This window comes from Yeosuana marina, assembly GCF_011762485.1.
GTDB lineage: Bacteria > Bacteroidota > Bacteroidia > Flavobacteriales > Flavobacteriaceae > Yeosuana > Yeosuana marina.
In genome coordinates this window covers 45,527-65,705 of sequence record NZ_JAAKGI010000046.1, presented here as the reverse complement: position 1 = coordinate 65,705, position 20,179 = coordinate 45,527, and the positions used below count along the sequence as shown (strand labels likewise).

Sequence of the window (20,179 nt, the reverse complement as noted above, 5' to 3'; positions counted from 1 at the left end):
CTATTTTTTACCTTTATTTTTTGCACCTGCGTGACCTCTAAATGATCTTGTTGGTGAAAATTCTCCTAATTTATGACCTACCATGTTTTCTGTTACATACACTGGTACAAATTGACGGCCATTGTGAACTGCTATTGTTTGACCAACAAAATCTGGAGTAATCATACTGGCTCTTGACCAAGTTTTGATTACTGTTTTTTTGTTAGCTTCAACATTTACAGCTACTTTTTTCTCTAATTTATAATGAACGTAAGGTCCTTTTTTTAATGATCTTGCCATGTCTTATTTCTTTCTACGTTCTACAATATATTTATTACTTGCATTCTTTTTAGAACGGGTTCTGTATCCTTTAGCTGGGATTCCGTTTCTAGAACGTGGATGTCCTCCTGAAGATTTACCTTCACCACCACCCATTGGATGATCGACTGGATTCATAACTACTGGTCTAGTACGTGGTCGTCTTCCTAACCATCTTGTTCTACCTGCTTTACCAGATACTAACAATTGATGATCTGAATTTGATACCACTCCAACGGTTGCTAAACAATTTGCTAATATCAATCGAGTTTCACCAGATGGTAATTTAATTGATGCAAATTTTCCATCTCTTGCCATTAACTGAGCAAAAGCCCCTGCACTACGAGCCATAACAGCTCCTTGTCCTGGTCTTAACTCTACACAAGAAATTATAGTTCCTAGAGGAATTTGACTTAATGGCATGGCATTTCCTATTTCTGGAGCAACATTCTCTCCAGATACAACAGTTTGCCCAACTTTTAAACCATTTTGCGCAATTATGTACCTTTTTTCGCCATCTTGATAATTCAATAAGGCTATAAAAGCAGTTCTGTTTGGATCATATTCAATAGACTTAACTTCTGCTGGAATTCCAGCTTTGTTACGTTTAAAATCGATAATACGATACTTTCTTTTATGACCTCCACCTAAATAGCGCATGGTCATTTTTCCTTGACTGTTTCTACCACCAGACTTTTTATTCGGAGCTAATAAACTTTTCTCCGGCTTATCAGTAGTTATGGCGTCAAATCCATTTACTACTCTAAATCGCTGTCCTGGTGTGATTGGTTTTAATTTTCTTACTGACATTTTTGTCTAATTACATGTTACTGTATAAATCAATCATTTCACCTTCCGCCAGTTGTACAATTGCTTTTTTAACAGCATTTGTTTTACCATGTTGAATACCTGTTTTTGTATAACGGGTTCTTCTATCTGGACGGACATTTATAGTACGAACTTTTTCAACAGAAACACCATAAGCAGCTTCAACCGCTTTTTTAATTTCCACCTTGTTCGCCTTTGTATTCACAGCAAATGTATAGCAGTTTCTTAACTCACTACTTGCAGTTGCTTTTTCTGTGATTATCGGTTTAATTAAGATATTCATTTGTTTCTTATTTACTTAAATTCGATTCAATTCCTTCTAAAGAGCTCTCTAAAAGCACAATTTGATTTGCATTTAAAATCTTATAAGTGCTTAATTCTGAATTAGTTATAACTTCAGACCCTTTTAAATTGCGTGACGACAAATATACATTATTATTTGACGCTCCCAACACAAAGAGAGATTTTTTGTTTTCTAAGCTTAATGCCTTTAAAACCGCAGTAAAATTTTTGGTTTTTGGAGCATCAAAATTGAAGTCTTCCATAACTACAATTGACTTTTCTCCGGCTTTAATACTTAGCGCTGATTTACGTGCTAAACGCTTTAAACTTTTATTAAGTTTGAAACTGTAATTTCTAGGTCTTGGACCGAACATACGACCACCACCTTTAAATACACCAGACTTAATACTACCTGCTCTTGCAGTACCAGTTCCTTTTTGCTTTTTAATCTTACGTGTACTACCAGAAATCTCAGCTCTTTCCTTAGATTTGTGAGTTCCTTGCCTTTGGTTTGCTAAATATTGTTTAACATCCAAATATACTGCGTGATTATTAGGCTCAATAGCAAACACATCATTAGAAAGGTCTGCCTTTCTACCTGTGTCTTTTCCGTTTATATCTAAAACTGCTACTTTCATTATTTTCTAATAATTACATAAGAATTTTTGTGTCCAGGTACACACCCTTTTACAACCAGTAAGTTCTTTTCAGCAACTACTTTTAAAACTCTTAAATTTTCAACTTTAACTTTATCACCACCCATTCTTCCGGCCATTTTCATTCCTTTGAAAACTCTTGCAGGATATGAAGCAGCTCCAATAGATCCCGGTGCTCTTAAACGGTTATGTTGACCGTGAGTAGCTTGACCTACACCACCGAAACCATGACGCTTAACAACGCCCTGAAAACCTTTTCCTTTTGATATCCCAGAGATATCAACAAATTCACCTTCTATAAAGTGCTCAACAGTGATAGCATCACCTAATTTGTACTCCTCCTCAAAACCTTTGAATTCTACGATTTTGCGTTTTACAGAAGTTCCTGCTTTTTTAGCGTGACCTTGATCAGCTTTAGTAGCACTTTTTTCTGTCGCGTCATCGAAACCTAATTGAACAGCTTTGTAGCCGTCAACTTCTTCAGTTCTGACTTGGGTAACGATACATGGTCCAGCTTCGATTACTGTACAAGGAATGTTCTTTCCGTTGTCATCAAAGATGCTGGTCATACCGATTTTTTTTCCAATTAACCCAGACATAATTATTTATTTAATTTATTACTTATTTATTTAAAAAAATTCAGGGTCAAAATACTTTCAACCCTGAATGTATTTTTACCGTTTTTCCCGCGACCACATCGGTGGGACATGTGAGATTCCCGACTTCGCAGGAATAACAAATTATACTTTAATCTCTACTTCAACACCACTTGGTAATTCAAGCTTCATCAACGCATCAATCGTTTTTGATGAAGAGCTATAAATATCAAGTAATCTCTTGTAAGAACTTAATTGAAATTGTTCTCTAGACTTTTTATTAACGTGTGGAGAACGTAATACAGTAAAAATTTTCTTGTGAGTTGGCAATGGAATTGGACCCGTTACAACAGCACCTGTACTTTTTACTGTTTTTACAATCTTATCTGCTGATTTATCAACTAAGTTATGATCGTAAGACTTTAATTTTATTCTGATTTTTTGACTCATTTCCTTAAATTTTAAGCTTCAATGCCTTTAGCTGCTTTTATTACTTCTTCAGATATATTTGATGGTGTTTCAGCATAGTGTGAAAATTCCATAGTTGATGTTGCTCTACCAGAAGATAATGTTCTTAATGTGGTTACATAACCAAACATTTCTGATAATGGCACGGTAGCTTTTACTGTTTTCGCTCCAGCTCTATCTCCCATATCACTTACTTGTCCTCTGCGACGGTTCAAGTCTCCTACAATATCACCCATGTTTTCTTCAGGAGTAATTACCTCAAGTTTCATAATAGGCTCCATGATTACAGCTTTAGCAGCTTTAGCAGCAGCTTTAAAACCTAATTTTGCAGCTAATTCGAATGATAATTGATCAGAATCGACATCATGGTAAGATCCATCTTTCAATGTTACTTTCATAGCATCTACTTCGTATCCTGCCAATGGACCATTGACCATTGCCATTTTAAATCCTTTTTCAATTGAAGGGATAAATTCTTTAGGAACGTTACCACCTTTAATTTCAGAAACAAATTCTAAACCTACTTTTCCTTCTTCAGCAGGCTCTAATGTAAATACGATATCGGCAAATTTACCACGACCTCCAGATTGTTTTTTGTAAACTTCTCTGTGATCTGCTTTACGTGTAATAGCTTCTTTGTACTCTACTTGTGGTTGACCTTGATTTACTTCCACTTTAAATTCGCGACGTAAACGATCAACAATAATATCTAAGTGAAGCTCACCCATTCCAGAAATAATAGTCTGTCCTGACGCTTCATCTGTTCTAACAGTAAATGTTGGATCTTCTTCAGCAAGTTTAGATAAAGCCATGCCTAATTTATCAACATCTGCTTTCGTTTTAGGCTCAACAGCAATACCAATTACTGGATCAGGGAAATTCATTGACTCTAAAACAATTGGATGTTTCTCATCAGACATAGTATCACCTGTCTTAATGTCTTTAAACCCTACTGCTGCTCCAATATCTCCTGCTTCAATAAAATCGATAGCATTTTGCTTATTTGAGTGCATTTGGTATATACGAGAGATACGCTCTTTTTTTCCTGAACGGTTGTTCAAAATGTAAGATCCTGCATCTAAACGACCTGAATAAGCTCTAAAGAATGCCAAACGACCAACAAAAGGATCTGTTGCAATTTTAAATGCTAAAGCTGCAAATGGCTCTTTTACGTCTGGTTTACGTCTTTCTTCTTTTTCTGTATCTGGATTGATACCTATAACACTTTCTCTATCCATTGGAGAAGGCAAATAACGACATACAGCATCTAATAAGAACTGAACCCCTTTATTTTTGAAGGCTGAACCACAAATCATTGGAATAATAGACATATCCATTACAGCGGCTCTAAGTGCAGCATGCACTTCATCTTCTGTAATAGAGTCTTCATCTTCCATATATTTTTCTAGCAGATTCTCATCATAAGCAGCAACTTCTTCAATAAGTTTACCTCTTAATTCAGCGGCTTCTGCTTTTAATTCTTCTGGAATATCAATAACATCAAACGTAGCTCCTTGTGTTTCGTCATGCCAAATAATAGCACGGTTTTTTACTAAGTCAACGATACCTTTAAAATCTATCTCGTCACCAATGTTCATAACAATTGGCACAGCGTTAGACCCTAACATATCTTTAACCTGTTGGCATACATTCATAAAGTTTGCACCTTGACGGTCCATTTTATTTACAAAACCAATACGAGGCACTTTATAGTTATCAGCTAGTCTCCAGTTAGTTTCAGATTGAGGCTCAACGCCATCAACTGCACTAAATAAAAACACTAAACCATCTAATACACGTAATGAACGGTTTACTTCAACCGTAAAATCTACGTGACCAGGAGTATCAATAATATTAAAATGATAGCTTTGTGAATCATCTGTTGGTAAGCCATCAACTCTTGGAAATACCCATTCGCATGTTGTAGCTGCAGACGTAATAGTAATACCACGTTCTTGCTCTTGCTCCATCCAGTCCATTGTTGCAGCACCATCATGTACTTCTCCAATTTTATGAGAAACTCCCGTATAATAAAGTACGCGCTCTGTTGTTGTTGTTTTACCAGCATCAATATGAGCCGCAATTCCTATATTTCTTGTTAATCTTAAATCTCTTGCCATTTCTTATTAAAATCTAAAGTGAGAGAATGCTTTATTAGCTTCTGCCATTTTATGAGTATCCACTCGTTTCTTAACTGCTGCTCCTTCTTCTTTAGCTGCCGCTAAAATCTCTGAAGCTAAGCGTTGCGCCATAGATTTTTCGTTTCTTTTACGCGAATAGCTAATTAACCATTTCATTGCAGTTGAAACTTTACGATCTGGACGTATTTGCATTGGTATTTGAAATGTTGCACCCCCAACACGACGACTACTTACTTCTACGTGAGGCATCACATTTGATAAGGCATCTTTCCAAGTTTCTAATGCTGTTTTTTCTTCGTCAGTTTTTTTAGACTCTACAATATCAATTGCATCATAGAATACTTTAAAAGCTACTGACTTCTTTCCATCCCACATCATCATATTAACGAAACGAGTTACTAACTGGTCGTTAAAGCGTGGATCTGGTAAAAGCGGTCTCTTTTTTGCTGCTCTTTTTCTCATGTCTTCTTCTTAAAGTTTAAATTACTTCTTAGGGCGTTTTGCACCATACTTAGATCTACGTTGTGTTCTACCTGCAACACCTGCTGTGTCTAAAGCACCACGAACGATGTGATATCTAACTCCTGGCAAATCTTTTACCCTTCCTCCTCTAACCAATACTATCGAGTGCTCTTGTAGATTGTGTCCTTCACCTGGAATGTATGCGTTTACTTCGTTACCGTTAGTTAACCTTACCCTTGCAACTTTACGCATTGCTGAGTTTGGTTTTTTTGGTGTTGTTGTGTAAACACGAGTACATACTCCACGTCTTTGAGGACAAGAATCTAAAGCAGCCGATTTACTCTTCTTGGTTATTTTGGCTCTTCCTGTTCTTACTAATTGTGAAATTGTTGGCATATATTTTATATGTTTTTTTAAATACCTCTTCTAAGAGGGCTGCAAATGTAGAAATAAAAAAGTATTTTTCAAACCCTAATTGATTAATTTTCACAACATAGACAATAATTTTTTAGTGATGCTATGTAATCCCTAAATTTACATCCGTATTAAAGCGGCTTATTCTTTATTATTTGGGGCTTTAACGACTATTATTAAAGTTAAAATTTATTGCAATTTTAACAGAAATTAAAAATTACACAACAACCTATTTTATAAGTAGCGTTTTTCCGTTAGTTTTACACCGTCTTAATTCGTGTTTTAGTTGTGCAAAAAACAAAAATTTTACTCCTTGTCATATGTATTCATTTTACATCTCATATTTGGTGTCAAAATTTAAGCTTAAAAGTAACCAGTCAAAGCAACTTAAAAGAACATGTAATCGATTCTTTAGATTATTTAAAAACTCACAAAGATTACAACTCTCTGATTTCAGAAATTGACACCATTCAAAAAAAACTTTATAAAATAGGCTATTTTGAAAACCTATATGAAACAACTAAAATTAATGACTCAACCTATCAGGCTAAATTTCAACTAAAAAAAATATATAGGTATATACATATATATTATGACAAAAATTTAGTTGCTCCATCTATCCTTAATTATGTTTCGAAACAAGTTAATGACTCCTTTTTTATTTTACCCGTAAATAAGATTGAGAGTGCTTTACATATCATTAATTCGAAACTAGCAGAAAATGGCTATCCATTTTCAAAATTACACTTAACTAACATTCGCTCAGATAACGAAACAAATTTAAAAGCAGATTTAGTAATTAACGACACTACCGAAAAACGCGTTATTAGCGCTATTAAAATAAAAGGCTATGAGAAATTTCCAGAATCTTTTTTAAGGTACTATTTAAAAATCAAGCCCAATCAACCTTTTAATTTAAGTCTTATAAAATTAAAAACCGAACAATTAAACAACTTACGCTTCGCCAATCAAATTAAAACACCCGAAGTTTTATTCACCAAAGATTCTACTAACCTATATATGTATATTGAAAAATCAAAAAGCAATACCTTTGATGGGTTTTTGGGTTTTGGAACAAATGAGGCAACCAACAAAATAGATCTTAACGGATATTTAAACTTAAATCTAACCAATAATTTAAATTACGGGGAATCATTCAGCTTACTTTATAAAAGTACCCAGAATCAACAAAAAAAGTTTGAAGTTAACGTAACATTACCTTATCTATTAAAAACTCCCATTGGCGTAGAATTCCAACTTCATATTTTTAAACAAGACTCTACATTTACAACCGTTAATCAAGCCGCTAAACTTCATTATCAAATAAATACACAGCATAATATATTTACAGGTATTAAAACAACTGAATCCAACAATCTATTAAACCTAAATACTACTGCCAATTTTGAGGATTATAAATCTAACTTTATAACTTTTGGATATGAATTCACGAAACCACAAGTTCATAGCTTGTTATTTCCAATAAATTCTGATATACGTATTGAAACAGGATTTGGACAAAGAAAACATCTTGACACAACCGAAAAACAAACCTTATTAAGCTTTGATGCGTTTAAAATAATAAACCTAAACAGAAAAAATAGTATTTACACAAGGCTTGTTGGAGCTAATCTCATTTCTAACACGTATTTTGAAAATGAATTATCAAGGTTTGGAGGTATCAATTCCATACGTGGTTTTAACGAGAATAGCTTGTTGGCAACGTCATACGCCTTGATAAACTCAGAATATAGATTACAATTAAGCAACACCATATATATACACTCTATTATTGATGTAGGGTATCTGGAAAACAAAATAACCAAAACCAATGAAAAACTAACAGGTTTTGGTTTTGGTTTCGGCATTTTATCCAACGCTGGCTTATTCAAATTAAATTACGCTAATGGAAGAAGTCAAGGCCAAGTTTTTAAATTCTCAAATTCACAAGTACATATTAGCTTAACCTCTAATTTTTAGCGTTTAATATTACTATTCTGATTTTTTTCTAAAGAAATACCAAATTTTAACCATTTTTTATTGTTTAATTAACTTTTTATTATGATTTTTGGCATTGACTAATTCAAATAATTATAAAATGAAAACAAAGTTTAGTGGAATTCTAACGCTATTCCTAGCGTTTGTTGTGCAATTAACGTTTGCACAAGAAAAGACTATTTCGGGGACTGTATCAGATAATACTGGTTTACCTCTCCCTGGGGCAACAGTCTTAGTTAAAGGTACTTCAACAGGTACTTCAACCGATTTTGATGGTAAATATTCAATAACAGCAAGCCAAGGAGCAACTCTTGTGTTTAGTTTTGTTGGATACACCACACAAGAAATAAAGGTTGGAGCATCCAATTCAATTAATGTCACCATGAAAGAAGATGCAGAAGCTTTAGAAGAAGTAGTTGTTACTGCTTTTGGTACTGGCGACAGAAATGCTAAGGAAACGGTTTATGCAAACCAAACAGTAAAAGGAGAAGACTTACTTTCTGTGCCAAACAAAAACGCCTTAGAAGCGTTAAGAGGTAAAACAGCTGGTGTAAATCTAACTACTGGTTCTGGGTCGGTTGGTGCATCTACAAGAATTGTATTAAGAGGTTCGGGATCGCTTACTGGTAATAACAATGCTTTAATTGTTATTGATGGTGTTGCAATTGATAATAGTGCCTCTAGAGGAGGTGCTGGAGCTTCTACTACTGGATATGCTGATTTTGGTAATAGATTCAATGACGTCAATCCTGACGATATAGCATCTGTAACTATTTTAAAAGGACCTTCAGCAACCTCGCTGTATGGATCACGTGGTGCTTCAGGTGTTGTGCTTATTACAACTAAAACTGGAAAAGGCAGAAAAATGCAAATCAATTACACCGGTTCGACTTCAATGGAAAGAGCGATTATTCTCTTACAACGCACAAATAAGTTTGGACAAGGGTTCGATAATTCAAGTGTTGATTCTGGTGAAAACTGGAATTGGGGTCCTGCTCTAGATGGTGTTGTAAGACCATGGACAAGTCCTATTGATTCCGATGGAGATGGGTCATTAGAAGCCTTAACAAGACCATATAGTGCTGTAAAAAACCAATTACAGGACTTTTTTAATACCGGGTATACTATAACGAACAATTTAAACATATCTGGATCTACAGATGGTTTTACTTATTATGTTTCTTATGGTAATACAGATCAATCAGGTACGCTTGACAACACAACTTACAAAAGAAACAATATTACGTTTAACTCTTCTGCAAAATTAAGCGACAAACTTCAATCAGATTTTAAAGTTAGTTATGCTAATGTAAAACAAAATACAGCTCAAGAAGGATCTAGAGCATTTGAAGGAAATAATGCCTATGCAATGGCTATTCAATCTCCAGTTAATATCCCATTTACTGAGTTAAGAGATTATAAAAGTCCATTTCATGATATTAATGGGTACTGGGGTTCTTACTCTTCTGTAAATCCTTACTATATTCTTAACGAATACGGAAACGAAGCAAATATTGATAACTTTTTGGCTAATGCCTCTTTAACTTATAATTTTTTAGAAAATTTTTCGATATCAGGTCGCTTTGGTGGTAATATTGTAAATACACAAACAGATGTATGGACGCCAACTTTTACCCCAGCCGAACAGCTCGTTTGGACTGACAACTTAGGAATAACAACAAGAAATTCAAGACATAGTTCATTGGGAGAATACGTTAACTCGAATTCTAAGGTTGAAAATCTTGATGCTACAATTATGCTTAATTTCAACACAGAATTAAGTAAAGACCTAAAACTAACAGCAGCAGCTGGTTATAATTTCTTTCAAAGAAAGACTAACCGTTTAACAGGAAGTACAATAGGTGGCTTGGTAGTTCCAGATGTATACAATTTGGCTAACAGTAGTCAACAACCTACTTCTAGCATGTATAGATCCAAATATAGAATTTACGGTGTTTTAGGTAATGCAACGATTGGTTATAAAGATGCTGCATTTTTAGAATTTTCAGCAAGAAATGACTGGTCTTCTACGCTTCCCGCAACAAACAACTCCTTTTTATACGGCGCTATTGGTGGTTCTTTGGTCTTAACAGATTTATTTGACATAAAAAATGATGTTTTAAATTACGCTAAATTAAGAGGTAGTTACGGTACATCTGGTAAAGATGCAGATTTATACTTACTAAACTCCTACTTCGTGGGTAATCCCACAATTGTAGATTTAGGTGATTACGCACTTACATTTCCAAAAAATGGTGTACCTGGATTTACAATTGGAAACACTATTGGAAATCCAGATTTAAAACCCGAATTAACAACTACTTATGAAGCTGGTGTCGATTTTGGTTTCTTTAAAAACAAAGTTAGCGTGGCTTATACATATTATCATTCAATTCACGATAATCAGCTTGTTACAATCAGCCTTCCACGATCTACAGGTTACACACAAACAGTAAGTAATATTGGTAAAATGGAGAACAAGGGGCATGAGTTATCTCTTACTTTAAAACCTCTTAATGGTGTGATTGACGGTTTAGATTTTGAATTGTTTGGAGCTTATTCTACAAATGATAATAAAGTAATAACAATTACAGACGATATAGACGAGTTAACAATTGGTACTTTTGGATTTGCCGCCGGTACTACGGTTTCTATAGTCGCAAAAGAAGGGTTGCCATATGGTACTTTTAAAGGTAATGATTTTAAGAAAAATGACCAAGGACAAGTTATTGTTGACCCGAATACTGGTTTTCCTGTTTATACTGATGATGATGTATATTTAGGTAATAACCAACCTGATTATTTACTTAATTTTGGTGCAAATATCAATTACAAGGGATTTGGATTTAGGATTTTATTTGATAGGAAAAAAGGAGGACTATTTGCTTCTCAAACTAAATACAATACTAATTTTAATGGTACTAATGTTAACACTACAATTTATAATAGAGAACCGTTTATCTTTCCAAATTCTGTAGCGGATAATGGAGATGGAACATTCTCTGAAAATACTGTTCAAATTACTGAGCAAGATTATTTTACTAGTTATGATCCTCCTGTTTCAACGCAATTAATCGATGGTAGTTTCCTTAAATTAAGGGAAGTGGAATTTAGTTATACCTTTTCAAAAGAATTATTAAAAGGTACTTTCTTAACTAATGCTAGAATATCTTTATTTGGTAAAAACCTTAAGTTTTGGTTACCTGATGAAAACAAATATGCTGATCCCGAAATTAATGGTCCTGGTTTAACAGGCAATGCCCAAGGTATTGAAACATCACAGACACCTCCTTCAAGTAGCTTAGGATTGAACTTACAATTGTCATTTTAATAAAAAAATAATACGATGAAGAACAAAATAAACATATTTCTTATTCTATTATTAACACTAAGCTTTTCATGTAATGATAGCTTAGAAGAAGTTAATATAGACCCAAACACTTTCCCATCTGCTGGAGATGCTCAAGTTTTAAGCTCCGCTATTGGCTATATGGGATATATTGTTGACACAGATTTAAATTACAGCCAATCATTCCTTTGGAGTCAATATTACACATGGGGTACTGGGGTTGCAATTGGAAATGACGAACGTTATGTATCTACAGCTGGTGATTTTAATGGTTACTGGCAACGTGCATATGCTAACTCACTTGTCGATTTAAATTATATAACAAAAAATAGCAATTCTGCCGCTTATAGAGGGATAGCTAATGTATTAAAAGCCTATCTATTTCAAGGTTTAGTTGATCATTTTGGCGATATTCCATTTACAGAAGCCATTTCAGGTGCTATTGACGATGGCTCAATTTTAACACCAAACTTTGATTCGGCAGAGACAGTAATATATCCTGGCCTAGTTACCATGTTGGATGACGCTCTAAGTGATTTGGCATTGGCAGAATCAGCTACTGTTGGAGAAGACGACTTTATCTATGGAGGCAATATAGCAAAATGGATAAAATTTGCTAATTCATTAAAGTTAAGAGTTTTAATGAGAACGTCTGAAGTAAGTCCACAATCCTCAACTGTACAAGCCCTTATTAGTAATGGTACTTTTATTGAGTCTATTGATGATATGCCTTTTATTCCATTTTCCGGAAACACTGGTGATGAAAATCCAATGTTTGCAAGAGCAGAATTTGGAGTAGGAATGTTTTATTATGCTAGTAATGCATCATTAAATGTACTTGAATCACTAAATGACCCTAGAGGAGACGTGCTTTATAAAAAAGCGACTACAGGAACATTTGCAGGTTCATTACACGGAATAGACCAAGGTACCATAGACGACGAGTCCTTTACTGCAAAAGATACTGATTACAGTCTGTCTTCTGATTATGCTTATGGATCAACAAACCCAGTTATTTTAATGAGTCCATGGGAAGTTTGGTTTTTAAGAGCTGAAGCTGATGCACGATATGGTACGAGTGATGATGCTGCTACAGCATTTTCTACAGCTATTGAATTGAACTTTAACTATATGGAAGTTCCTGATCCTGCTTCTTATATTAGCACATTAAATTTTGCTGGAGCATCTACTTTAGATGACCAACTTGATCTAATAGCTGTACAAAAATGGATATCTTTAAATGGAACGCAAGAGGATGAAGGATGGATTGAAACTAGAAGATTTGATAGACCTGCTAGCAGACTATTTACTGATGGAATTTTTCAAACTCCACCATTATCTGTTTTACCTAGTGGAACCTTTCCTTCTTCATGGTTATACCCAGAGTCTGAAAGAAGTTTAAACCCAAATGCATTACCACAAAGAACAATTACGGATGCTATTTTTTGGGATAATTAAAAAAAAAAAAAAGATGAAAAAATATAAATTAATATTATGTACGTTTTCAATCATAGGATTGATTTTAACTAGTTGTAACCCAAGTGTAGAGGCTCCTGGTGCAAGTGACACTTCAGAAGTAACGTACCTTCCTTTGATTACATTAGTGGGAGGTGATTTTACCCTAGATTGTACCGCTAGCTCCTTTACAGATCCAGGAGCAAGTGCTTCAGCTGGAGGTACAGCAATAGACTTAACCACAAATTTAAGTGGAAAATACTTTGGAGGAACTTCAGTAGATGCTGGTCCTGATTCGTATTCAGTAGCATATAGTGCTTTTAATTCCGATGGTATTCCTGCAACTGCATTTAGATCCGTTTTATGGCCGGAATGTAATGGTGATCTCGTAACTAGTATTGCTGGGATGTATACAGCTTCAGTTGCACGAAACGGAAGTTCTCCCGATGGTTACCAAGATAATGGTCCTTTTATTATTAAGGATTTAGGTAATGATAGATATGCAATATCTGACGCACAAGGTGGCTGGTATGAATATGGAAGAGCAATTGGTGTAGCTTATGCCACACCAGGTATGGTTCTTAAGGCAAATGATATTGCTGCAAACGATTTTACTGCTGAAGGTACTGTACCAACTAATACTTTTGGAGGTGTAAATACTTTTGTTAGTCTAACTGTAGATCCGGCTACTAAAACTCTTGTTCTTACGGTTGATTGGGATTTTGGTTATACATTTAAAACAACCCTTACTCAAACTGATATTTACTATAATTAAAAATGAAAGAAATGAAACATAAAAAAATTATAAAAAAATTAAGCTTCTTATTTTTAAGCTTTGCCATGATTACTTCCTTTATATCATGTGATCAAGTTGAATCAGTACCCGACAAAAGTGATATACTTATTAGTGAAGTTACAGGAACATGGGTTGTAGATATGGTATGGGATGGTGATCCACAAGGGACTAATACCATTAGTATTTACAACACCGCAGCTAATGACACAAACTTTATGTGGATAGATGATCAAGAGCATAGTTGGGGTTTAAAAGCAAAAGTTCCATTAAATTTTCAGTCGTTAACATTTAGTGGTGCAGATTTAGATGAACTCTATTATGGCGTAACGGTAAATATAACTGACGGAAAAATTATTAAGGGAGGTGCTACAACACCGAGTGGAGATACTGTAGATAGCATTTCTTTTAAAGCAGAATTTTCAGATATTCCAGGTGAAATTTGGGAATATTCTGGATATAAGAGCACTGCTAAAATTAATGATTTACCTTAACACACATTAAATCTAAAGAATTAGAAAAAAAGCACCTCATAATTGGGGTGTTTTTTTTTACCTTTACCCCATGCAAGAACAAACACAAATTTTTGGAATTAGAGCGGTTATAGAGGCTATTAATGCTGGAGAAACTATTGATAAAGTCTTTCTTCAAAAAGGATTAAAAGGCGAGTTATTTACTGAGTTAGAAAGTCTTTTAAGAAAAAAAAGTATTAATTCATCGTATGTGCCTGTTGAAAAACTTAATAGATTAACAAAGAACAATCACCAAGGTGTTGTTGCTCAAATTTCCCCTATTGAATTTCATGATTTAGAGAATCTTGTAGTGAGTGTTATGGAATCTGGGAAAACACCGTTATTTTTACTGCTTGATCAATTAAGCGATGTTAGAAATTTTGGTGCCATAATTAGAACGGCGGAATGTACAGGTGTCAATGGCATTGTGATACAAAAAAAGGGAGGTGCTCCTGTAAATGGTGACACGATTAAAACAAGTGCTGGTGCTATTTTTAAAGTTCCTATTTGTAAAGTAGACCATATTAAAGACGCTGTATTTTATATGCAAGCCTCAGGTATCAAAGTGATTGCAGCCACCGAAAAAACTAACAATACACTTTACGATGTCTCTTTTAAAGAACCTTGTGCTATTATAATGGGGTCTGAAGACCGCGGTATCAACCCATCAATTTTAAAAGTGGTAGATGATAAAGCTAAACTGCCGTTGCTTGGAGACATAGAATCCTTAAATGTGTCTGTTGCGTGTGGTGCTTTTTTATATGAGGCTGTTAGGCAGAGACTGAGTTAGACTTAAAAAGTAAAAAATAATAATCTCTTAACTATTTTCAGTATTATTCTTTTTATAAATGTAGTTTATTTCGGGTTGCTCCTGCTCTACTTCTGTTTCTAAATTATCTATTTCAATAAAATTACCATCTTTATCAAAGTGTTTTAAAAAAGGGTCGTTGTCTTCATTATAATGGTCCTGCTCCCATACATATTTTTTAGGTTTCGCAATTTCTCTTTTAAAAAATACCGCGAAAAACAAACCCGTTAGTAAACCAGATAAATGCCCTTCCCATGAAATAGTCTCATCTACTGGAAACACATACCATATCATGCTTCCATAAAGAAAAATTACTAAAAGTGATAATGCTATAAGTCTGTAATATTTGGTAAAAACACCTTTAAAAAACATGAAACTAAATAATACATAAATTAATCCGCTGGCACCAATATGATAAGACGGTCTACCAATACACCATGTTAAAAAACCAGAGATTAAAATCCCATAAATAATGACTTTCCAGGCTATAGGTTTGTAGAAATAAAACAAGGCCATTGACAATATAAACAAGGGAATGGTATTATGATATATATGTTGAATGCTTCCATGTATAAACGGGCTAAAAATAATCCCTCTTAATCCTTTAAGAGTTTGCGGATAAATACCGTATTTACTGAAGTTGACACTATATTGAATTTCAAATATAAACACCGTCCAAATAATAAGCACAAAAAATACCGGGTATATTATGACGCCTCTATAGAATTTAAAATGGTCTTGATTATTCATTAATTTAAATATAGCAAATAATTAACCAACTTGGTGCTGGGTGCTAAATTGGCAGATTTACCAGCGTGAGGGATTGAAGCCCTTCGACTGCGCTCAGGACAAGCTAATCCCTTTTTTGTTTTTCTCAAAAAAGATATAGCCTAAAGCTCGACGCCGCTTTTTTGCGATGGTACGCCCAAAAATTTAATAGCATAGAGATTACTTTTTGCAACGGAATTGTTTTAATTTTACAATTATGAATGAACCATTAGCTGAACGTTTACGCCCTCAAACTTTAGATGACTATGTGAGTCAGACCCATTTAGTTGGTAAACAGGGAGCGCTAACACAGCATATTAAACAAGGGCTTATTCCATCCATGCTTTTATGGGGGCCTCCCGGAACTGGTAAAACCACGCTTGCTAACATTATAGCTACCGAATCTGGCAGACCATTTTATACGCTTAGTGCCATTAATTCGGGGGTAAAGGACGTACGAGATGTTATTGATAAAGCGAAACAGAGTGGTGGATTATTTACCACAAAAAACCCTATTTTATTCATTGATGAAATCCATCGCTTTAGTAAATCGCAACAAGATTCCTTATTGCAAGCTGTAGAAAAGGGTTGGATAACTTTAATTGGTGCTACTACCGAGAATCCTAGTTTTGAGGTTATTCCTGCATTATTATCTCGTTGTCAAGTGTATATATTAAATGCCTTTAGCAAAAGCGATTTAGAGACACTTTTAAAGCGGGCTATTGAACAAGACGATACAATCTCTAAAAAAACCATTAAACTACAGGAAACTAATGCCTTAATAAGACTTTCTGGCGGTGATGCCAGAAAATTATTAAATATTTTTGAACTGATTGTGAATGCTGATTCCAGTAAAGAAATTATTATTACTGATGAAATTGTTTTGAAAAAGGTTCAAAATAATACAGTGCGATATGATAAAACTGGTGAGCAACATTATGATATTATTTCAGCCTTTATAAAATCAATTCGCGGAAGCGACCCTAATGCTGCCATATATTGGTTAGCTAGAATGATTGAAGGTGGAGAGGATGTTAAATTTATAGCTAGGCGCTTACTTATTTTGGCAAGTGAAGATATAGGCAATGCTAATCCTACCGCCTTAGTGATTGCCAATAACTCATTTCAAGCTGTATCAACCATTGGATATCCTGAATCTCGAATCATTTTAAGTCAATGTGCTACTTATTTAGCTTGTTCTCCAAAAAGTAATGCTGCTTATATGGCAATTGGTAAAGCTCAGCAATTAGTTAAAGAAACAGGTGATTTATCGGTTCCGATAGATTTAAGAAATGCACCAACTAAACTAATGAAAGAATTGGGGTATGGTGATACGTATAAATACGCTCACAACTACGAAAATAATTTTGCCAATCAAGAATTTATGCCAGATGATATAAAAGGCACTAAACTTTATGATCCTGGTAATAATGCCAGAGAAAAAGCACATCGTGATTTTTTAAAACAACGTTGGAACGATAAATATGAATATTAAGAGAGGTTTAAAACTTAATATTTAATGATCTTTGTTTTAAAGTACCATTCTCGTAATATTCAAGAATCCATTGACCATCTTTATTAAGTAAAGTTCCGTTCAAACCTTCTACCAAAAACACATTTTCTAAACTTGTTTTTTTGATTTTATAAACCACCTTTGGCGAACTATCTACCAATTGAAAACCATTATCAATAGCTTGAGCATATAACACATCTGAAACGGATGCTTCTGGTTGAGCTACTTTAGGTGTCTCTGTTTTTACTGGTGCTTGAATTGTTTCTTTTTGAACCACTTCCGTTTTAGGGACTTCCATTTTAGGGGCTTCTAATTCTACTTCAGCTTCTTTCTTAGCTTTTAGCGCTTGAAGTTCTTCTTTTAATTGTTGTATCTCTTGGGCTGCCTCAGCAGTATTATTCGTTTCATCTTTAGCTTCTGCAACCGCATCGTTCTTTTTTGGAACATAGTTATAATTAATAGTCTCGAATGATTTAAAAGCATCTCTTAAAGCCTCATTATAAGCCTTACTATATTCCTTTTCTCTGCTTTCGCCAGTTTGAGTTGTATATACTATTTGATCATTACAATCCTTTAACTCTACATTTAACTTCGTTTTAAAAAGCCCTGAATCTTTGATAACATCCGATTTTAAAGCTAAACATCTATTTTTAATTAATTCATCAGGATAATTATCACCTTCCATCAATGTTTCAAATCCATATTTATTAAACAAAAACTTAGTCAATTCGTTTAATCTGTATTGATTTGCTTCCTTTAAGAATTCATATTTTTTTGGAACAATAACATACTTGTAATCATTTAAATTTGACTGTGCGAATGTGTTTGAAATAACAAATAATACGGTTAGTATTGTAAAAATCTTAATCTTCATGTTTTTTAAAAATATAGTTAAACCCTAGTTGTAAAGATACACTTTGTGCGTTATATACGTTTTGATATTCTAAAAAATTGTCTGCCATAACATAAAAATTAAGATTTCCTATGTTAGCAGAAACTCCTAAACCTATATTACTTAACGTATATGAATCTAGCGTATAGGTGGCTTTAGCTTGCAAGCCTTTAAAAATTCTTCTGTAATAATAAGCTGTTAAGGCTAATTGCGGCTGCCTTGGTCTGTTTACAGCAAATAATTGTAGACCTATGGCGTTTTGATATCCACCATCTGGAATTAAACAATTACATTCTTGACTGGTTTTTTCTCCAAAAGTATAATTTACTGACACATTTAGTTTTTCTGGACGCCATGTTGTGTACTTTGTATATGTCGTATCTACTACAAAAACATCTTCAAATTGTGTTTTTATCTCATTCCAATAATCTTCTGCTGTTTGTCCTGTTCCTGTTTCTGGAAAAAGAGGATTAACACCCTCAAACACATAATTACCTTCAACTTTATAATTTTCAACATCTTTGGTGTGTCTTATAAAACCAACATCCTGTAAACTTGCATCAACCATCCACTGTTTATTTAGCTGGTATGTGAATCCAACATCAAAACCCAAACCTAAATTTCCTCCTAAAAAAAGACGCTTTTTTATATCCTTTAAAGCTGTCTCAGAATTTGCGTTATCACCTGTTAAACTTGTTAAACCAGAGGTTCTTAATTCTAAATCTAAATTAAATATATGATCATAAAAATTATTCGTCCCATCTACTGTAATAAAATATCCTTTATTATTTGTAGAGTTTGCGTTCATGATGCTTGAATATATTTTACCTCTAACACCAAAAGTGAAATTTTTGTTTACTTTTTTATTATAACCAACATGAAAAACAGAGATAAGTTCTGCCTTTGCATTAAAATCACTTGCCTTAAAAACCCTATTGATATTTGATTGGTTACCTTCATATGCTAAAATGGCATAATCCTTTGGAAAATACCCTATAAAATCAAACTCTTGATATAACCCAAAGCTTATATATTTATCCTTTTCATAACTGGGTCCTATTTTAAATCCTCCAGAAAATACTTCTAACTGCTCATTAATGCTTAAAAAATCATTCGACTTCATACTGTAAATAGCATTTTGAAGTTTTAAGTTAAAATCTCGACCATCATTGGCAAACACATCATAAACAGTACTACCTGTGGTACCAACATTTACATGAATATGAGATAATAATGGTATTCCAAAATACCAATCATTAGTTACCTTTCCTCCTGGGTTAAGCAATAAAGCTTGAGGTATATCAGAAAACCCATAGAGGATTTGCTTGTTTTGTGACAAAGCAAAACATGATACTAGTATAATAATTATGAAAATATGTTTCTTTATCAACGCTCAATTTTTAAATAAAATGATCCTTTAGATTTGAGTGTTATTCTTCCTATAGTATTTTCATTTATTGGCTCGCCTGGAAGAATATATAAGGTAAATACTAACTTGGTCGTGTTTTTTAATGCTTCTAATGCATCATTTTCAAAAACTTCTAAGTGTTCAGTAACAAGTGGGCTATGATCCGGAGATCCACTTGAAGAAAAAGAAAATCTATGCTGCAATTGATTGCTATCATCAAACATATCAACCTCAACAATAAAACTTCTATTAATAGAATTTGTCGTTTCTAATAAAAATTCTGCTTTAACAAGATGATCAACAACAAAGCTATCATTAAAAAAATCAATATTTACAGAGTCTTGAAGATATGACGTTTCGTTTCCATTAACTAAAAACTTATTGGCAGGCTCGTCAATATATACCAAACTAGACTCAAAAACCGGAGTTAATTGTAAATCATTAAATTGGTTGAAATCAACATCTTTTGTGCAAGAGACACAGACCAAAACACATAGAAATGCTTTTATATAGTATTTGAAAATTTGATTGAACATGGT

The 20,179-nt window shown here is 33.9% G+C and carries 20 protein-coding genes; 7 read left to right on the top strand and 13 right to left on the bottom strand.

Features of this window, described 5'->3' with window-relative positions; genetic code table 11:
- The 9 genes from rpsS to rpsL form a co-directional block, all read right to left on the bottom strand.
- Positions 1–279, bottom strand: a complete 279-nt coding sequence (gene rpsS, locus G5V56_RS17885) for a 30S ribosomal protein S19 (protein WP_044399704.1) — start codon at positions 277–279, stop codon at positions 1–3.
- Between the two features lie 3 nt (positions 280–282).
- The gene (gene rplB, locus G5V56_RS17880; RefSeq protein WP_166967715.1) at positions 283–1,107 is read right to left on the bottom strand and encodes a 50S ribosomal protein L2; all 825 of its coding nucleotides are present in this window, start codon (positions 1,105–1,107) and stop codon (positions 283–285) included.
- Between the two features lie 10 nt (positions 1,108–1,117).
- Positions 1,118–1,408 carry a 50S ribosomal protein L23 gene (gene rplW, locus G5V56_RS17875; protein WP_166967713.1) on the bottom strand — a complete coding sequence of 97 codons (291 nt, stop codon included), beginning with the start codon at positions 1,406–1,408 and terminating at the stop codon, positions 1,118–1,120.
- 7 nt (positions 1,409–1,415) lie between these two features.
- Positions 1,416–2,045 carry a 50S ribosomal protein L4 gene (gene rplD / locus G5V56_RS17870; protein WP_166967711.1) on the bottom strand — a complete coding sequence of 210 codons (630 nt, stop codon included), beginning with the start codon at positions 2,043–2,045 and terminating at the stop codon, positions 1,416–1,418.
- Entirely contained in the window at positions 2,045–2,662 is a 618-nt protein-coding gene (rplC, locus tag G5V56_RS17865; RefSeq protein ID WP_166967709.1) for a 50S ribosomal protein L3, read from the bottom strand. The genes rplD and rplC overlap by 1 nt, the downstream gene beginning before the upstream one ends.
- A 141-nt stretch (positions 2,663–2,803) precedes the next feature.
- Positions 2,804–3,109, bottom strand: coding sequence for a 30S ribosomal protein S10 (gene rpsJ / locus G5V56_RS17860; RefSeq protein ID WP_007650482.1), 306 nt, complete (start codon positions 3,107–3,109; stop codon positions 2,804–2,806).
- Between the two features lie 11 nt (positions 3,110–3,120).
- Entirely contained in the window at positions 3,121–5,247 is a 2,127-nt protein-coding gene (fusA, locus tag G5V56_RS17855) for an elongation factor G (RefSeq protein WP_166967707.1), read from the bottom strand.
- Between the two features lie 6 nt (positions 5,248–5,253).
- Complete coding sequence (gene rpsG / locus G5V56_RS17850) at positions 5,254–5,730, bottom strand: 30S ribosomal protein S7 (RefSeq protein ID WP_166967705.1); 477 nt, start codon at positions 5,728–5,730, stop codon at positions 5,254–5,256.
- A gap of 21 nt (positions 5,731–5,751) precedes the next feature.
- Entirely contained in the window at positions 5,752–6,126 is a 375-nt protein-coding gene (gene rpsL, locus G5V56_RS17845; RefSeq protein ID WP_166967703.1) for a 30S ribosomal protein S12, read from the bottom strand.
- Between the two features lie 306 nt (positions 6,127–6,432).
- Here rpsL and G5V56_RS17840 point away from each other — a divergent pair, with 306 nt between their 5' ends.
- From G5V56_RS17840 to rlmB, 6 genes are all read left to right on the top strand, one after another.
- On the top strand, positions 6,433–8,124 hold the full coding sequence (locus G5V56_RS17840) for a POTRA domain-containing protein (protein WP_166967701.1): 1,692 nt from the start codon (positions 6,433–6,435) through the stop codon (positions 8,122–8,124).
- 118 nt (positions 8,125–8,242) lie between these two features.
- Positions 8,243–11,473, top strand: coding sequence for a SusC/RagA family TonB-linked outer membrane protein (locus G5V56_RS17835; RefSeq protein WP_166967699.1), 3,231 nt, complete (start codon positions 8,243–8,245; stop codon positions 11,471–11,473).
- Positions 11,474–11,488: 15 nt separating this feature from the next.
- Positions 11,489–12,949, top strand: coding sequence for a SusD/RagB family nutrient-binding outer membrane lipoprotein (locus tag G5V56_RS17830; protein WP_166967689.1), 1,461 nt, complete (start codon positions 11,489–11,491; stop codon positions 12,947–12,949).
- Positions 12,950–12,962: 13 nt separating this feature from the next.
- Positions 12,963–13,721: a hypothetical protein gene (locus G5V56_RS17825; protein ID WP_166967687.1), complete on the top strand. Its 759-nt coding sequence runs from the start codon at positions 12,963–12,965 to the stop codon at positions 13,719–13,721.
- A gap of 11 nt (positions 13,722–13,732) precedes the next feature.
- The gene (locus G5V56_RS17820; RefSeq protein ID WP_166967685.1) at positions 13,733–14,233 is read left to right on the top strand and encodes a lipid-binding protein; all 501 of its coding nucleotides are present in this window, start codon (positions 13,733–13,735) and stop codon (positions 14,231–14,233) included.
- A gap of 70 nt (positions 14,234–14,303) precedes the next feature.
- Positions 14,304–15,041: a 23S rRNA (guanosine(2251)-2'-O)-methyltransferase RlmB gene (gene rlmB / locus G5V56_RS17815; RefSeq protein WP_166967683.1), complete on the top strand. Its 738-nt coding sequence runs from the start codon at positions 14,304–14,306 to the stop codon at positions 15,039–15,041.
- 27 nt (positions 15,042–15,068) lie between these two features.
- On the opposite strand, the gene G5V56_RS17810 is transcribed toward rlmB, so the two are convergent.
- Positions 15,069–15,809: a rhomboid family intramembrane serine protease gene (locus G5V56_RS17810; RefSeq protein WP_166967681.1), complete on the bottom strand. Its 741-nt coding sequence runs from the start codon at positions 15,807–15,809 to the stop codon at positions 15,069–15,071.
- A gap of 235 nt (positions 15,810–16,044) precedes the next feature.
- On the opposite strand from G5V56_RS17810, the gene G5V56_RS17805 reads away from it, so the two are divergent.
- A complete protein-coding gene (locus G5V56_RS17805; RefSeq protein WP_166967679.1) occupies positions 16,045–17,322 on the top strand; it encodes a replication-associated recombination protein A in 1,278 nt (425 codons plus the stop codon).
- Between the two features lie 7 nt (positions 17,323–17,329).
- Here G5V56_RS17805 and G5V56_RS17800 read toward each other — a convergent pair whose 3' ends face one another.
- Genes G5V56_RS17800 through G5V56_RS17790 form a run of 3 tightly spaced genes read right to left on the bottom strand, consistent with a single transcriptional unit; the run spans position 17,330 to position 20,176 of the window.
- Positions 17,330–18,214 (bottom strand): hypothetical protein, encoded by an 885-nt coding sequence (locus tag G5V56_RS17800; protein ID WP_166967677.1) that lies wholly within the window; start codon positions 18,212–18,214, stop codon positions 17,330–17,332.
- Entirely contained in the window at positions 18,204–19,571 is a 1,368-nt protein-coding gene (locus G5V56_RS17795; RefSeq protein ID WP_240911464.1) for a DUF5723 family protein, read from the bottom strand. Before G5V56_RS17795 ends, G5V56_RS17800 begins: the two co-directional genes overlap by 11 nt.
- A gap of 47 nt (positions 19,572–19,618) precedes the next feature.
- Positions 19,619–20,176, bottom strand: a complete 558-nt coding sequence (locus G5V56_RS17790) for a hypothetical protein (protein ID WP_166967675.1) — start codon at positions 20,174–20,176, stop codon at positions 19,619–19,621.
- Between the last annotated feature and the right edge of the window lie 3 nt (positions 20,177–20,179).

Coding starts and splice junctions, on each gene's coding strand:
- rlmB (WP_166967683.1), top strand. CDS start 14,304: ATGCAAGAACAAACACAAATTTTTGGAATTAGAGCGGTTATAGAGGCT.
- rplW (WP_166967713.1), bottom strand. CDS start 1,408: ATGAATATCTTAATTAAACCGATAATCACAGAAAAAGCAACTGCAAGT.
- rpsS (WP_044399704.1), bottom strand. CDS start 279: ATGGCAAGATCATTAAAAAAAGGACCTTACGTTCATTATAAATTAGAG.
- fusA (WP_166967707.1), bottom strand. CDS start 5,247: ATGGCAAGAGATTTAAGATTAACAAGAAATATAGGAATTGCGGCTCAT.
- G5V56_RS17800 (WP_166967677.1), bottom strand. CDS start 18,214: ATGAAGATTAAGATTTTTACAATACTAACCGTATTATTTGTTATTTCA.
- rpsJ (WP_007650482.1), bottom strand. CDS start 3,109: ATGAGTCAAAAAATCAGAATAAAATTAAAGTCTTACGATCATAACTTA.
- rplB (WP_166967715.1), bottom strand. CDS start 1,107: ATGTCAGTAAGAAAATTAAAACCAATCACACCAGGACAGCGATTTAGA.
- rplC (WP_166967709.1), bottom strand. CDS start 2,662: ATGTCTGGGTTAATTGGAAAAAAAATCGGTATGACCAGCATCTTTGAT.
- G5V56_RS17810 (WP_166967681.1), bottom strand. CDS start 15,809: ATGAATAATCAAGACCATTTTAAATTCTATAGAGGCGTCATAATATAC.
- rpsL (WP_166967703.1), bottom strand. CDS start 6,126: ATGCCAACAATTTCACAATTAGTAAGAACAGGAAGAGCCAAAATAACC.
- G5V56_RS17790 (WP_166967675.1), bottom strand. CDS start 20,176: ATGTTCAATCAAATTTTCAAATACTATATAAAAGCATTTCTATGTGTT.
- rpsG (WP_166967705.1), bottom strand. CDS start 5,730: ATGAGAAAAAGAGCAGCAAAAAAGAGACCGCTTTTACCAGATCCACGC.
- G5V56_RS17825 (WP_166967687.1), top strand. CDS start 12,963: ATGAAAAAATATAAATTAATATTATGTACGTTTTCAATCATAGGATTG.
- G5V56_RS17820 (WP_166967685.1), top strand. CDS start 13,733: ATGAAACATAAAAAAATTATAAAAAAATTAAGCTTCTTATTTTTAAGC.
- G5V56_RS17830 (WP_166967689.1), top strand. CDS start 11,489: ATGAAGAACAAAATAAACATATTTCTTATTCTATTATTAACACTAAGC.
- G5V56_RS17805 (WP_166967679.1), top strand. CDS start 16,045: ATGAATGAACCATTAGCTGAACGTTTACGCCCTCAAACTTTAGATGAC.
- rplD (WP_166967711.1), bottom strand. CDS start 2,045: ATGAAAGTAGCAGTTTTAGATATAAACGGAAAAGACACAGGTAGAAAG.
- G5V56_RS17835 (WP_166967699.1), top strand. CDS start 8,243: ATGAAAACAAAGTTTAGTGGAATTCTAACGCTATTCCTAGCGTTTGTT.